Here is a 14261-nt window from a genome sequence, read left to right as displayed (position 1 = left end):
CATGCTGAACTACAACTCATTTGTTTTCATCGATGCTTTGCTAATGATCAACATTTTTGGATTACAGCGGAATCAAATCCTACGTGTCATTTGGTTGATTATTATATGAAAGAATTTTATCGAGTGGGACGGTTTGAACAACAAAGTATATTTTTTGAGTCAAGCTTCAATATGTGGGATCATTTCCAACTAGATTCCTCCCTAGGATTCAAATACCCATGTTATAAAACGATTTAGGTTTTTTGCCGAATAGGGACAGTAGCCCTTCATCTCCATAATATGAGCGACTAACAAGTAAAATTTCATCAAGGGAGAGGACTTCATTTTCATGGGCAAATTTGGAATTATTGTAGAAGGGTATTTCTAAGCCGATGTCTGTGTCTAAAATTTTTTTTATCGGTTAAATATACCTTTTTACAGTAAAGGTTAATTGGGTAGTATTCTGTGCTTTCTGGGTCTGTATAAATTACTTCACCAAAATAGGCGTTTCCAACCGGAGGAGATCCTTTTCGGCCCGCGATATAGATGTTTTTGGAGAGACAGACTGATTTTGTTATATTTTTAAGCTCCTTACGAATCCTATAGTTAATAATATCCATTAAAAACTTACTGTTATGATAAATAAAATTTCACAACAATTGACACTATGACAATAGAATTGTATATTTCGTCAATCAATTCAAATTATTCAAAGGAGTTAACTATAAATGCAGAGATATATCATTTCTATCCTTTCCTGTTTCGTTATACATGCAACATCAGAGGCAATGGATAAACCCTTCAATGAGGGAGCTGGGCATGCACCAGAATATCAGATTGAACAAGTTCTTAATGTAAGTGACTTAAAAGAAGTAAGAGAAAATCAGCCCATAGACACTGCAGAAATAGAGCGTCTCGCAGAAGCTGCAAATCACGGTAGTGTAGAAGCAATGTTACGCTTGGGTCATTGGTTTTTGAGAGTAGGTAAGGTTGAACAAGCAAAAGGATATTTTGAAGATATTTTAGGCAAGACACTTTATGGTGGGGATGAAGACGAAATTACACAAAGTGCTTTGTGTGCTCTTGGGAGTATTGAGCTTGAGAATTGTAAGAATCCACAAAAAGCTAAACCTTATTATGAAAGAGCAGACATAGTAGGTTCTAAACTTGCCCCTCATAATCTGGCCATTATCGCTACTGCAGAAGGAAACAATGTAGAAGCAAAACGACTCTATCAAAAGTCAGCAGATTTGGGTCATTTCAGCTCGTATAATAATATGGGCGCTCTTTTTCTAAGTGAGGGTAATAAAGAGGAAGCTGAAAAATACTTCGAGCGTGCCGCGAAAGCGGACAATGGCGAAGCTATTCATAATCTATGTGTACTTCTTTTTTCTCAAAAGAAATTTGAAGAAGCTAAACCATGGCTTTTACGAGGAGTCAAAAATAATGATCCAGAAGCAAAATTTCGTCTTGCCTGTATCCATGAATTAGAAAAAGCCGACAAAAATAAATACAAATTGTTATACAAAGAGGCTGCAGATGCTGGAATTAGTCTCGCTCGAAGAAGAATTGCAGATATCTTCTACAAAGAAGGCCGAGTGGATTTTGCTATAAAATATTACTCTCTCTTAGCTGAAGGGGGCGATACGGATGTTCAAGATACACTTGGTATCATTTATTATCAGAAAGAAGAGTTTGAGCTTGCCAAAAAATACCTTAAAATGGCTGCAGATAAAGGCGTTATAGCGTCATGTATCGTTCTTTCAGCTCTCTATAAAAAAGAAGGGAACCTAAATGGATATGTCGCTTATTTGAGAAAAGCAGCAGAACTTGGCGATCAAGAATCTAAAGACATATTGGCACGTATTTATTCTAGAAATTCTGCTCCCGTATCTTTGGATACGAAGGAGCAAGAAAAAGGAAGCAAAGCTCGAACAAAAAGAACAAAGAAGAATATTTGAAAAAAGCATAATGGAAGACGTTAGATGGGCCACTCCTTGACAAGCCAATTGTAATCCCTCTCTGTCCTGTTTGTGAGAGTCTCAGTCATACGGAATATTTGAGGCCATTATTCATCTATGGGGAGCTGAGCTCAGAAAACTCAACGAAGAGATTCATATGCAGGAAAGGGAGAAATTTTTATCTCCTTTGAACTCGATGAAACAACTAATAATAACGGTCTATTGATTTTTAAGGACACAGGGTCGGGAATACCCCCTGAAAATCTCGACCGCAGAATTGTTGGAGTAATATCATGAACACAAAAATAATTTTAGGTTCCTTGATTGTACTTCTCTTTAGTATTCAAGGTAAATGTTTAGCTAGTGAAATAGGTGTTTCCTAGAATATTCAATAAAAGATGGGCCTTAAACAAAAATCTATCAACATAAACAAACACTTTGTTGAACCTTTGAGAAAAAATTTCAATTAGGTTAACATTTTCCCCTGTGTCGTCTGGCCATAATATAAGATAATTGGCATATTTTGATGTCTTTGTAGTTTTATAAATTCAAGTTCTCCGTGTTTAATAACTTTGGGGAGAAGAATTTTACCATAATATGTCAAGGCTTCAGGTGATTGAGGTGTTCGAGAAATTAAGTATTTGTGAGACTCGGGATCTATATCATATAGAAAAGCTATATAATCATAATTTCCATGAATAGCAGCAGCAATAGTGGACCGTGCAGAAGCTTCAAATTGGCGGTTACCAAAAAAATCTTCACTCCTTTCTTGAAGTTCGAATGGACAAGTGCAAGGAACGTTCAGTCCGTTGTCCCACTCTTGTTGATTACTTAATGAATTTCCTGATTTAGGCAACCCAGACGATAGGGGCTGTATACCATCCTTATTAGAGTTGACTATTTCGGCTGCTTCAATCCTTGCTAGGGCTAGAATTATGAATAAAAAAGATAATATTTTATTTTTCATCTTGTCTCTCCTTTTAATATGCTCACTGCTCCTCTTTTTTGTCAAAAGGCGTCAGGAACAGGTAATTTCACATTTGAAGCGGCACAAAATGGTCGCTATGGATCGAATTTCACAACGAGATCATTTCGCTTTTCAGAAAGGAAATTTTGAATGCCTGTTGTTGTTAAACCTATATTACTCGACACGTTCAAATACTGAAGATTAGGCATATTATGAAAAAATCTTAAAGCAGTATCATCGAAATTGCAGGCTCTCACATCTAAGGTTGTTAGTTGGTTGCACACAGAGGATAAAATCTCTATCCCTTCGTTTTTTAGATATGTACAGCCTAAATCTAAAAACCGTAACTTTTTTAAGCTACCTAAGTGTTTGATACCCTTACATGTGATTTTATTATAAACCATTCGTAAACTAAGCAGCTGAGATAGAGAAGAAATATGTTCCAACCCCTCATCATCAAATCGGTTGTCTGAAATATCAAGTTGCTGAATATGAGGAAATAATGTCAAATTACTCAATAGGTCGTTGTCTAGCATGGTTTCAATGAGGTTCAACCGAAATAAGGTAGATGCAAACGGGATAAGCTCTTGGAGATCATTTTGACTAAACGTTTGCTCTACCAACCCTAAACTATAAGGGGTTTCTTTTAACTTTTCCAAAGTTGCATATACGGCTGAAACATTAGATAAATCAAATTCAATTTCAACTTCATCTCGTTCGGAGTCTGAGTTATACCATCTCAAAATTCCTTGTGAAATAAGCTTTGGTATATAAGGGACATTTGTAGGGCAAGGGGTAGCTTGGGTATTGCCTAGCAAAAGATTTGGTTTTATTTGCCTATCCACTGGGCCAAATTCACTTGAGTATGAAAAAGGACAGTGTGTTAAAATTAGGCTTAAAAAGCAAAAAACATATAGCCATTTTGAAATTTTCATTTTTTCCTCCCTGTAAGTTCCTCACATGCAATCTTTGAGCTGTACTCTATATTAAACAGTTGAGTCATCTTTGTTTTTGAGGGATAGGATGATGTTAAAAGAGACGACCATTTACTCATCCCCTTCAGAAAGTAAGGGGTTTGCAATATCTTTTGTAATACCATGGATTGATGCGCTTGCTGCTTTTAGGAAGTTAAGGTTGATTCCATTAACTTCCTCAAACACCCCCAAAGCTGCAATGAGCTGATCAAACTGGTTCTTCAAAGCGCCGGAGGCAGCAATAGCTAAACCAACATGTACCATTGAATTCTCGTTTGCATAATTTCTTTTCTCTAAATTACGAAGAATTGTGTTCGTCGAACAAATCACTGCCATTACACCAGTGGCAGTAGCGCTTAAGTCTGTTGCGCGTGTGAAATCACTTTTCGCTAAGTCTCGAATTATTGTTGTTAGATCGGGGATGATTTTTGTGAGACCTTCTCGAACCTTCGGAAGTTCACTTGTTAGAATAAGTGCCTTATATTCTAGACGGGCTTCTATCTTTTCTCGGGTAATTTCATTGTCATCCCAATCAATCTTTGTATCCACTTTTCTTCTTTTTTCTGTTTCCGCTGGTTCTTCAGGGGAAGCAATAGAGTCTATTGATTTAAGCCCCTTAAGACTTGAGCGGCTACTTAATGATTGTTCAAGAGTATCAGGCTTGTCATCTGCAGAATGACAAGAGAGTAACAAAACAAAATTTAAACAGAAAAGGTTTGAAAGAATCTTCATAGTGAGGCTCCTAAGCAGGGTATGCTATTAAGGGAGTTTAACACATTTTGAAGAGGAAATAAGTAGAATACTTTGCCTATATTTTGGTATATAATCATAGCAAAAAACCTTAAAGGAAGAGAAAAGATTCTTTTAAAATATTTGATTATTATCATATCTTTAGCTATAAGTGCATCCCAAGCTGCAGAGCAAAGTGCCCGCAAGGAAAGTGAGATAATTAAAGATAACAGCACCGTTATCAAAAATTTTATCTTGGAAACAAAAGCTCACCTAGATTGGCTTGAAGAACAAAAGGACAAGGTCCCTAAGTCGACAATACAAAAATATATAGATCAGTTGGCTGACCTAATGAAATTAGATAATCAAGCCAAAGGAGATCCAACTATGGATGCTGAAGCTGAGTTATTGTGGTTTGTTTTAATGCACTCTCCAGCGGGGAATTTTTACAATTAAGGGTTCTATTTCACTTATTTACCTTTTGCAGGAGATAGTTCGTGTTTTGATAATGGGTCATTTTAACCCTCTAAACACCCCTAAAATTATGTTGTTTTATTGAAAAAAATTCAAATATTGGGGGCGAACTATGTATAAAACTGAACGTAAACTCTTAAAAACTTGGATTGTTTGGTTAGCGCTGTCTGTGAGTGCATTTACTGTTGAAAAGGAAGAAAACCCCACGGATACACTTTCTCCACCAGCTTGTAAATATCCAGAGCAACCTTATACTCCTAAGCGTCTGATATATGTTGGTCCTCATCCTGATCCAACTGTCGATATAGTCCTGTACCGTGAAGAGAATGATCCTCAACCCTTTTGGAAGAGGATTGGGGTCTTCTTTCCATATAACGACCGTACTCATAGCTCACCTGCCCAAAAACAAAGACCTCAAGTAACACCACTGGGGATGTTTGTTATCAATTCCTACAATTCAACGTGTCTTTTCGGAGATACCATAAATGTCAATGATTTGATGGCTTTTGAAATAAAGGGCATGATTTACAAAAATGAGATGAATTTTGAAGAAACTCGCCATTAGGTTCTATAGCCCCTCAAGAAAAATGCAAAAAATGATTACACCATTTACATGCTATCAAACGACTAATAATCTTAAATTTGTGTTATAAAATAAATTACATATAAAAATAACAGAAAAGTTTGCACTATTTGTAAAACTCAAATGCAGCATTATTCTTAATGGTATATAAGAATGGATAAAATATGATCAGTCGTGGGAATTTAGTTGTTTGTTTAATTTTCATAGGATTGACCACATTAGACACATATGCGAGTGAAAATGTTCATGAAACACAAGCCCGAACGATTGTCAGCTATTGTCCTGCTCCTGTCAAAGTTATCCACCATGGTTCAGTACCTATTGAGATTTCTTCGAATGATTCTAAATCTGGGGCTACCTCATCAACTCAACTTCCACAAGTTGTGGAGATGAGCTTGGACCATTATCAGAAGACTGCATTTCCTGAAAAGTTGAATCCAGAAGATCCCGTCCCAAATAGAAGTTTATTTTTAGATCTACCGAAGGACTTGATAAAAATAATCGCTAGAGAATCAGGGAATATCGTTAACTTGAGAGAAACATGCTGGTTTTTACATGATTTTGGTTATGGAGTTGTAAAATCTTTTCCATTTAATTTCTGTCGCACAGCAACTTGGCGGGAAGTAAAGGCCGGTAGAAACCCATTCCCTGATGCTACTCAAATAGAAGAATTGCATTTGTATCAGCTGTACGTCGGAGACCTGGAAAAGATGGGGTTTGTGGAGGAAAGATGGGAATCATCCGATGTTCCTAGCATACTTCTCTCCCATATTTTTGTTAATGTGAAACGCCTCGTGATGAGTTCGACTGAGCGCAAAATGCCAAGTAAAACTAAGGAATTAATGAAAGAAAGAGGTATCACAACGAGAAAGCTCGATATCCCCGATTATGGATTTCTTATCGATACATTTATGAAAGTAAGGCATTTGCAGATAATAGATCCCTTTCTCACTACTCGTTATTTTTGTAAGCATCGGAATTTTATTAAAGTTTGGGAAAAGGTACATGCGCAGCCTCAAGATAATTATGGAATGATGAGTTTAGAAGAACGCTTAATTGCCCTAAAGATATTTTATGGGAAATTTAGGGATAGCCTTTACGGTAATTACTTTATAGCCACACAACCCGAAGCTATTGCCTATTTTTTCAGACTAGTGTTTGATAAGCCAGATATTGTCGCCTTCTTAGAGACTCTTCAAAGCTCTGGTGCTTGTACTGGGTCTTATCTCTTCGGCTATATAGAAACATACTTACCATTGAATCAAGTATCTGCGTCGATAACTCCAAATGAAATGTTCAATATATTAAGCAGCATTCATCATAGAGATACATCACAAATTGTTAAGACACTCCAGGTATATTTAGATACCTATCTACCTCTTAAAGCTTATGCAACACGGTATTACTATGTTCATGGGCATCTTGTTTTGTTAGATGTATCCCATGAACTCTTAAGAGAAATTCATGAAGCAAGAAATATAGTCTTTCAGGGATTTATCCAAGGATTAGCAAATTATCAAAGTGAATACCAACTCGTAATTCTTGCCAGATTGCTCCCTTTGATTAATGTGAAGAGTATTTATCGCGCTCGAGCGAAATTCAAAACTAATCCTAGGAAAAGTCTTTCCGTGTTAATAGCTTATGGCCTTGAGACTAGCAGGCTCTTATTTTCTGGTTTGAAGAAAGAAAAGTATTCCCGGTTTGTTGCTGAATACAGGAAACAAAAATTGGATTTAAACCCCCTTGAGGGTGGAACGCGTCAGCCATTAGCCGAGCTTCTGAGGGAAGTGAGGTAGCTTGCAAAGTTCGTATATTAGCGCCAATACGTCGTATTATATTTTCTAAGAATTCCGAATTGCGCCTTTACTTGTTATGCATTAAGATTGTATTCCTGTGATCTCCTTGACAAAACAACTAATCGCTTATAAAGAATACCGGAGTTAAGGGTTGGAAAAAAAGGCAATATATTTAACACAGATTTGATAGAATGAGAGCTGCTCAGCAGCCGATGAAAATATAAAAAGGCTCGGAGAAAATGATGTTCAAAATCTATACAGTCTTAAGTTTTCTAACAATAATACAAATAAATGCTTGTGACAAAATGAGTGAGGAGGGGCTAACAGTCATTACCAAAGAAAGGGATGGTACAGTTATGCTTTTCAATGAAGCTGAAACAGCACCTTGCCCAGCAGTTGTTAACTTTGATGATTTTCGGGAAAATGATCCTTATGCTTTAGAAGAAGAACATCAGAGATTATTTAAATTAGAAAAATTCCGAGAATCTGCGGTGTATCTGATTGGGGCAGCTATGGGCGGTCTTTCAGAAGAAATGGATTTTCTTCTTAAAATGGATGCTCAAGCCCTTAGATATATACAAGATAAAGATTCGGCGAAGATTGAAGAGGTTATTACAAGAATAGCAGCCAACTTGGAACGACAATCTAAGTATATGATTTGAAGCTCTCTCAAACTGCAATGTTGACGACAATAAGTTATTCGTTGAGGCCTTGCTATATCATGAGCGTATATTCCCCCCCAATGGTCCAGAGTATCTATTGCTTTAATTCTTTAAGCTAAAAGAGGCAGCTGATAAGCAGTGAGGTAAGTTATTTAGCTATTGTATGATAGGCTCATCTACCACGGCCCACAATCTAAAGATGGCAATAACATCTTTTGACATTTAAATGAAGGACTGTCTGCAAAACTTTTTAGGGCTGGATGTGCGGATAGATCAATATTGATAGATGGCCTTAGGTTTATAAGAACTTTATCCAATAACATGCATAATTGTGCGTTCAATAAAACGTCGGCTTTTACAAATTGAAATGCTTGCGTAAATATCATTACGATAGCTTGCTGATGTTGGGTGTATGCGTACCTTGCTATAACCTCAAACGAGTTCTCCTGCATATATTTTGAAAAACTTGCGCTTCTTACAGCTTCCGGAGATAAAAAATGCAAATCCTTAACGATGCCTTTAGGGTTAATTTCTTGAGAATTTTCTGAACATATCGCATATTTTTTAGCAGTTGATTCGAGATATTTATGATCACAACAACTATCCATGGCAGAAATACACGTAGGTTGAAGGGAAACAATTAACCCGAAAAATAATTTATATTTCATGAAATGCTTTTCCCTAATAGGTTTATTATATTTCTTAAATTTATTCGTCAAATCAATAATATCTTGCGAAAAGGCCGTTCTCTGAGCTGAATTTACGCAGCCTACTCTCGATATCGGTGATTGTTTCAGATTGAGCAAGAAGACTTTGAAGCCCTTCTATATATATTTTATAATGATATTTTAACATTAAACCTGCCGCTCCATTATCATTTTCTACACCTTTCAACAAATTGGAATATGTTGCAATGTCTTTGCTAATGACTTGTTTGTTATGAGTAATGAGGCTGTTTGGAAGGTGCTCTCTTTCTCTTTTAATTTCTCTAGGGTGTGTGAGAAGAACACCATCAGCCGTTCCCTCTGTCTCAGAATCTTCCATTGAATGGCATAAAGGAGATAAAACAACTGTAGCACAAATAAGGTATATTGAAATTTTCATTGACTTTCTCCTTAACTCCTCTCTACACGAGTTTCCCTGACTGTAACAAATTATTGTAAAAACGACGATTAAAACTTAAGTAAAGAGGTTTTTTAAGTGCTTTCACAAGAAAAAGGCGTAAAGTACTTCTATGCTCATAGATTATTGCTTTAAGGAGATAAGAATGATGTCTCGCACAATGAGGACGGTATTCATATTTTTTGTTATAGTGTTCTCTATATATTCTAATGGCTTTGCAGCCAATATGGAGGCACTGGATCATAAAGTTAAGTATCACCTTTGCTGCACTTCTGGAGCACGAGACAGTAAACTTAAAGAAATTATAAGCGATCCTGAACAGAGGATAGTAGGCCTCAATTTGACATACGCTACAGGTCTTGAGAACCCATTGGCCTTGTTTCTAAAACCAATGCCAGATCTGCGATTTTTAGGAATGAAATTTGATTTTGAAGAGCTATTGCCAGATTTACCTGAAAAAACTCCGTATCTTGAGGTATTAGACATTAACGGAGCAGACATTATGGATACGGCTCTCTTAACCCAACTTAGCCGAATCTCTTCTTTACGAGTGTTAGATATATCTTATATACATTCTTGCGAAGAAATGTCGCAGATTTTAGAAGGCCTTCTTTCTTCAAACAAGAACCTTACTATATGTGTAAAATTTCTGAGGAAAAGGTCTCCTTACCAAAATAAGGTGGATATGACGATATACAAAAATAATCCAAGAATTGTTTTAGATACATGTTATTCGTTTCTTCAAAGGACGCCTTATTTAGTAGACCCTTCTGTTAAAGGATATATTTATTAAGAATAGGATTTTTAACCGAGTAACTATGGAATTTGGTTGGGGGAGGGGAGCTTTTCTAGGTCTTTGATTTCAAGATAAGCATACTAAATAGTAACATCTGATTCTAGGGGAGAAATGGCGTGATTAAACAACTTAAAATTCAATTTTGTTTTGGACTCATAGGAATCGCAACGGCAAGTGTTGTAACTCCAAAAGCATTTGCTGTGGACCGTTTAGAACAAGTTTTCATAGGCTCATCGAAACTCTTTATCCGGTCATTTCATGGCACTCGAATGCATCGGCGGTTTTATTCATCAGCAGTAAATCCTAATCCCGATATTGCTCTAACCGCAGCGTGGAACAAAGGCTACGTGCCAAATGGTAGTTTTAACAAACAAGAACCAAAAGAAACTTTCTCCCCGGTTCTTTTGTTCGATCAAGATAAACAAGACTCTTGCTCACCTATTAAGCATGTAAAGCAGCATAAATCTAATGTCACAGATGAGTGGTTCTTTGACCCAATAAGATCTCTTTATTTTCGCCGCGATTATTATAATAGAGAAGAAATAAAAAAACCTCACAATTCATCTTCTCCGCAAAAGCAACCCACAGAAATAGATGCTGATACAGTACAGATATCTATCGAGAAAGCTAGAAAGGATTAGAAAAATGAGCTTAATAAGAATATATTGTTTCTTTCTTATCTTAACAGTCTGCACTGTCTTATGCATAAATGCTGCTGAAGACGAATCGCCGATAACAACGTTAAGAAGTCCAAACAAGCTATCATCTATTCATAATAATTTCCCTCATCAATCCCCCTTAAGATCATCTCCATCGAAAGTTTCAAGGCAAACTAAGGTTTTTAAAAGAGATACCCCCTTCCAAGCCCATGAGCTAGAACAACTCTTGGATAGTGATTATACGCAAATATATTTAACAGGTATTTATGTAGGGCATAGAACAAGTGAGGGATTCGTCCCTTTACCGAAATCCTCTCTAACAATTTCTCCAGAAACTATTAACCCTGATGTAGAAATTCTTTCTTTATCTGGTTGTGGTTTATCTGACGCCGATCTTGAAGGTATTTCACGATTCAAGAAATTGAGAAAGGTTAATTTAGATGGGAACAGGATTGGCGATGGTTGCATCCCTTATATAACAGGCATAGAGGGCCTTGAATCATTGTCTATAGCTGTTACAAAGGTGAGTAATGTGGGATTAGAACAGCTTGTGCAAATGCCTTCCCTTAGATTCTTAGATGTAACTAGGAATAAAGGCATCACGGATGCTGGTGAGAAATTTATTACTGTGAATCCACAAATAAAGATAGATGCTCGTTTTACAAGTATTACAGACAAAACACCAAGAGATTATTAAGCACAAGAGTTAACAAAGAAAGCTACTAATTGATCATATGAATTTACCTACCGTAAATTTTAGGTCAGACAATCTAATAAATACATATTCATAATAATTATGATCATTCAATGACAACTGCTATGTTCCAGCGTTGGGTCTATATATTCATTGCCTCCAAATGAATGTTATGATTATATAGAGCTGCTAATTCCGTGCACTCATTCAATACCACGCAGAAGGGGTTACAAATGAAAACTCAATATACAAAATTATCCTTTATGTTAAAATTCTGTAGTGCTTTATTAATTTCATACTCTATTTTTGCCGCTGAAAATTCTTTGCCTGATATTTTATCAAAAGACCCTTCCCTTACGCCATATGTGAAAGATCTCGTAAGCCGTTGTGACTCCCTAAATAAAGACTTGGTTCTAAATAGTATGGGATCTAATGAATCATATAAACAAAATGATTTTGGGGACCTCCTAAAACACATGTTTGGAGATAAAGCATGGAAGCCTCGTGTTCATCAATTTAGAAACGCATCTTTACAAGAACTATTACACCCTTACTCCTTGAAAGAAATATCTACTGATCCAGAAGTTATTCTTTTGGCTAATATTCTTTATGCTGCTGGAAAAGGCCTCTATGCTCAAAATCGCAACTACGCACACCTCCAACACGCAGCCTCATTGGGACATGCTGGCGCTCAATACAAAATGTTTCTTGTCGCCTTTAGATTACGTAAAGATAATTCACAAGAATTTATGTTTCGCTCAGCTGCTCAAGGGCATGTAAAAGCCTTGTTGGAGCTCAGTCAGCTTTATCAAGGGGGTTGGGGGCTAAAAATGACCGTGAGTATCCCTATTGCAAAATTACTTTGTGAGGAAGCCGCTATTTTAGGATCACAAGAGGCAGAATTCAAATTGGAGGTTGCAACTTTACGGGAAGGGTATTTTAATTCTCAAAAGAACTTTCAGCAGGGTATCCGAAAAACAAAAGAATTAGCTGATAGGGGTAATAAGTGTGCTCAATCCAATCTTGAAGCGATCATGAGGATTCCTGCAGATGGATTTCAGGAAGCTGATGATGACATAACAGAAGAGGATCTAGATTTCTTGGAGGAATATCTTGGATGGTGGGACGATGCTCGGCATATGTTTGACCCCCCAAAAGAACAATGATTTTTTAATGCCTCCTTTATCAAGATTGATAAGAAAGAAAAAATGAAGGCTAATCCCCCCGCACAATAGTTCGTAGATCTCCATAATTAACCCTCTATGGCCGTTTGGGGGGTTTTGTGGGCCAAGACAGGGGCATGAACCAAAGCCTCTGTATGACGATAAAAAGTAGATTTTTGAAAGCAATGACAGTTTTGAGCCCTTTTATATAGCTATATGGTGTAAACAGGTTCTCATAAGAGAACATTTTAATCGCTATTGACCCCCCATATTTCTAACAGAAAATGTTTTCTAATCTTTTTGAACGAGTCTCGGCAGAGATTATTGTTCCTAATAATCTTCTGTTAATTGATTTCTGAACCTTCTTAAGGTATATTCGCCTATCATTAGCCCTTGCGAAGGAAGGAGCCTAATACATGTTAAAGCATATCTATCCTATTTTGATTCTGTCTCTATACCTGACAACTCATGTTTTAGGTTCTGAGTGGTCGGCTGACCTTAGGATCCTTAATGACGATGCCGATAAATTACATCATGATATAAGAATGAGTCATAAACCAATCCCTCCAGAAGAAATTAAGAACAATTTAGATTTTTTACGGGCAGTTGGTGAATATCATAAACCCAATATCGACCCAAAATTCTACGTACATCCAATAACTTTTCAAGAATTTTTTGAAGCAACAACAGCTGAAATTAAGGGAGAAAGATTCTTATCCTTTGCAACGACATGTAAACAAATGTATGAAGAAATGAGAGAATTCGAATATAAATTGGCTCTTTTTCTGCTGTTCGATAAAGTTACTGAAAAAGAGAAAGATTATCTGAGATTACGTAAAGAACGTAGAGATAAGGAAGAAGGGAAAGAAGATTCATTCCCTGAAGATTCCAAAAAATGTCTTGAGAAATTTAATGCTCTATTTGGAATGAAGCCCCCAATCCCAGGAGAAAGTGAAGAAGAAGATCAAAAATACTGAAAAAAGCTTCATAGGAACACTAGTGAATGAGCAAACAATTCAAAATGTAAGAGTGAGCGGAAATGAAAAATATATTTTTGTTTATAGGTATCTGTATTTTCACAATTGTGCAGTCATTTGCTTCAGAAGATATATACAATACTTTCGAAGGGGTTCGAGAAGAAGGTGGATTTAGTTCACCAAGTTTAAGGGACGTCACAGATTTGGACCCGGGTGGCAGAAACCTAAACCATAAGGAAATTGAGGATTTGATAACATCAACTTCATTAATAAGCTTGAGAAGGCTTAACTTGAGAAATCAGCCTCTCGTTAATGACGATTTTATAGCTCGACTCTCAAAAAATCCAACTTTTTCCAGAATAAAGATCCTAATATTGAGTGGAACCGATATCACGGATGAGGCTATTTCCAGCATTGCAACGAGTCCTCACTTGGGGAGCATCAGAGAATTACCAAGCATTAGTGGAAAATATGGTGTGCCATATTCAGAAGTAGCAGTATATACAAAAGATACTGGTGTGAAAGATAGGACAGAAAGAACAACTTTTGAATTTCACATTGTATATAGACCATCAAAACCAAGCTATCCGTGGGGACCAGATGACGATGCTATTAAATTTGTAAAAATACAAGATTGGTAGATTCTACAGAGAACTTGAGTATGAAGATGGAAAATTTGATAATTTTTACAGATAGTTGTTTTTTAATATCCTGCTGAGAAAGAA

The 14261-nt window shown here is 36.5% G+C and carries 16 protein-coding genes; 11 read left to right on the top strand and 5 right to left on the bottom strand.

Annotated elements, in window-relative coordinates:
- The first annotated feature begins 707 nt into the window (after window positions 1–707).
- On the top strand, window positions 708–1940 hold the full coding sequence (locus tag K2Y18_02345; protein ID MBX9804577.1) for a sel1 repeat family protein: 1233 nt from the start codon (window positions 708–710) through the stop codon (window positions 1938–1940).
- A gap of 466 nt (window positions 1941–2406) precedes the next feature.
- Here K2Y18_02345 and K2Y18_02340 read toward each other — a convergent pair whose 3' ends face one another.
- The 3 genes from K2Y18_02340 to K2Y18_02330 form a co-directional block, all read right to left on the bottom strand.
- A complete protein-coding gene (locus K2Y18_02340) occupies window positions 2407–2907 on the bottom strand; it encodes a hypothetical protein (protein MBX9804576.1) in 501 nt (166 codons plus the stop codon).
- A 95-nt stretch (window positions 2908–3002) separates the two neighbouring features.
- A complete protein-coding gene (locus K2Y18_02335) occupies window positions 3003–3842 on the bottom strand; it encodes a hypothetical protein (protein ID MBX9804575.1) in 840 nt (279 codons plus the stop codon).
- Between the two features lie 111 nt (window positions 3843–3953).
- Window positions 3954–4613, bottom strand: coding sequence for a hypothetical protein (locus K2Y18_02330; protein ID MBX9804574.1), 660 nt, complete (start codon window positions 4611–4613; stop codon window positions 3954–3956).
- Window positions 4614–4685: 72 nt separating this feature from the next.
- On the opposite strand from K2Y18_02330, the gene K2Y18_02325 reads away from it, so the two are divergent.
- From K2Y18_02325 to K2Y18_02310, 4 genes are all read left to right on the top strand, one after another.
- Complete coding sequence (locus tag K2Y18_02325; GenBank protein MBX9804573.1) at window positions 4686–5066, top strand: hypothetical protein; 381 nt, start codon at window positions 4686–4688, stop codon at window positions 5064–5066.
- Between the two features lie 130 nt (window positions 5067–5196).
- On the top strand, window positions 5197–5649 hold the full coding sequence (locus K2Y18_02320) for a hypothetical protein (GenBank protein MBX9804572.1): 453 nt from the start codon (window positions 5197–5199) through the stop codon (window positions 5647–5649).
- Between the two features lie 182 nt (window positions 5650–5831).
- A complete protein-coding gene (locus tag K2Y18_02315; GenBank protein ID MBX9804571.1) occupies window positions 5832–7463 on the top strand; it encodes a hypothetical protein in 1632 nt (543 codons plus the stop codon).
- A gap of 239 nt (window positions 7464–7702) precedes the next feature.
- On the top strand, window positions 7703–8125 hold the full coding sequence (locus K2Y18_02310) for a hypothetical protein (protein MBX9804570.1): 423 nt from the start codon (window positions 7703–7705) through the stop codon (window positions 8123–8125).
- Window positions 8126–8301: 176 nt separating this feature from the next.
- Here the strand turns inward: K2Y18_02310 and K2Y18_02305 are convergent, their stop codons facing one another.
- Window positions 8302–8793: a hypothetical protein gene (locus K2Y18_02305; GenBank protein ID MBX9804569.1), complete on the bottom strand. Its 492-nt coding sequence runs from the start codon at window positions 8791–8793 to the stop codon at window positions 8302–8304.
- A gap of 52 nt (window positions 8794–8845) precedes the next feature.
- A complete protein-coding gene (locus tag K2Y18_02300; protein ID MBX9804568.1) occupies window positions 8846–9229 on the bottom strand; it encodes a hypothetical protein in 384 nt (127 codons plus the stop codon).
- A gap of 163 nt (window positions 9230–9392) precedes the next feature.
- Here K2Y18_02300 and K2Y18_02295 point away from each other — a divergent pair, with 163 nt between their 5' ends.
- The 6 genes from K2Y18_02295 to K2Y18_02270 all read left to right on the top strand — a co-directional run bounded on the left by K2Y18_02295 (window position 9393) and on the right by K2Y18_02270 (window position 14177).
- On the top strand, window positions 9393–10040 hold the full coding sequence (locus tag K2Y18_02295) for a hypothetical protein (protein MBX9804567.1): 648 nt from the start codon (window positions 9393–9395) through the stop codon (window positions 10038–10040).
- A gap of 119 nt (window positions 10041–10159) precedes the next feature.
- Window positions 10160–10684: a hypothetical protein gene (locus tag K2Y18_02290; GenBank protein MBX9804566.1), complete on the top strand. Its 525-nt coding sequence runs from the start codon at window positions 10160–10162 to the stop codon at window positions 10682–10684.
- Window positions 10685–10688: 4 nt separating this feature from the next.
- Window positions 10689–11399, top strand: coding sequence for a hypothetical protein (locus K2Y18_02285; protein MBX9804565.1), 711 nt, complete (start codon window positions 10689–10691; stop codon window positions 11397–11399).
- Window positions 11400–11629: 230 nt separating this feature from the next.
- The gene (locus K2Y18_02280) at window positions 11630–12562 is read left to right on the top strand and encodes a hypothetical protein (GenBank protein ID MBX9804564.1); all 933 of its coding nucleotides are present in this window, start codon (window positions 11630–11632) and stop codon (window positions 12560–12562) included.
- Window positions 12563–12975: 413 nt separating this feature from the next.
- Complete coding sequence (locus tag K2Y18_02275; protein ID MBX9804563.1) at window positions 12976–13536, top strand: hypothetical protein; 561 nt, start codon at window positions 12976–12978, stop codon at window positions 13534–13536.
- 62 nt (window positions 13537–13598) lie between these two features.
- Window positions 13599–14177 (top strand): hypothetical protein, encoded by a 579-nt coding sequence (locus K2Y18_02270; protein MBX9804562.1) that lies wholly within the window; start codon window positions 13599–13601, stop codon window positions 14175–14177.
- The last annotated feature ends 84 nt before the right edge of the window (window positions 14178–14261 follow it).

Source organism: Alphaproteobacteria bacterium, assembly GCA_019746225.1.
Classification (GTDB): Bacteria; Pseudomonadota; Alphaproteobacteria; order Paracaedibacterales; family VGCI01; genus VGCI01.
This window is presented reverse-complemented; position numbering and strand designations above follow the sequence as displayed.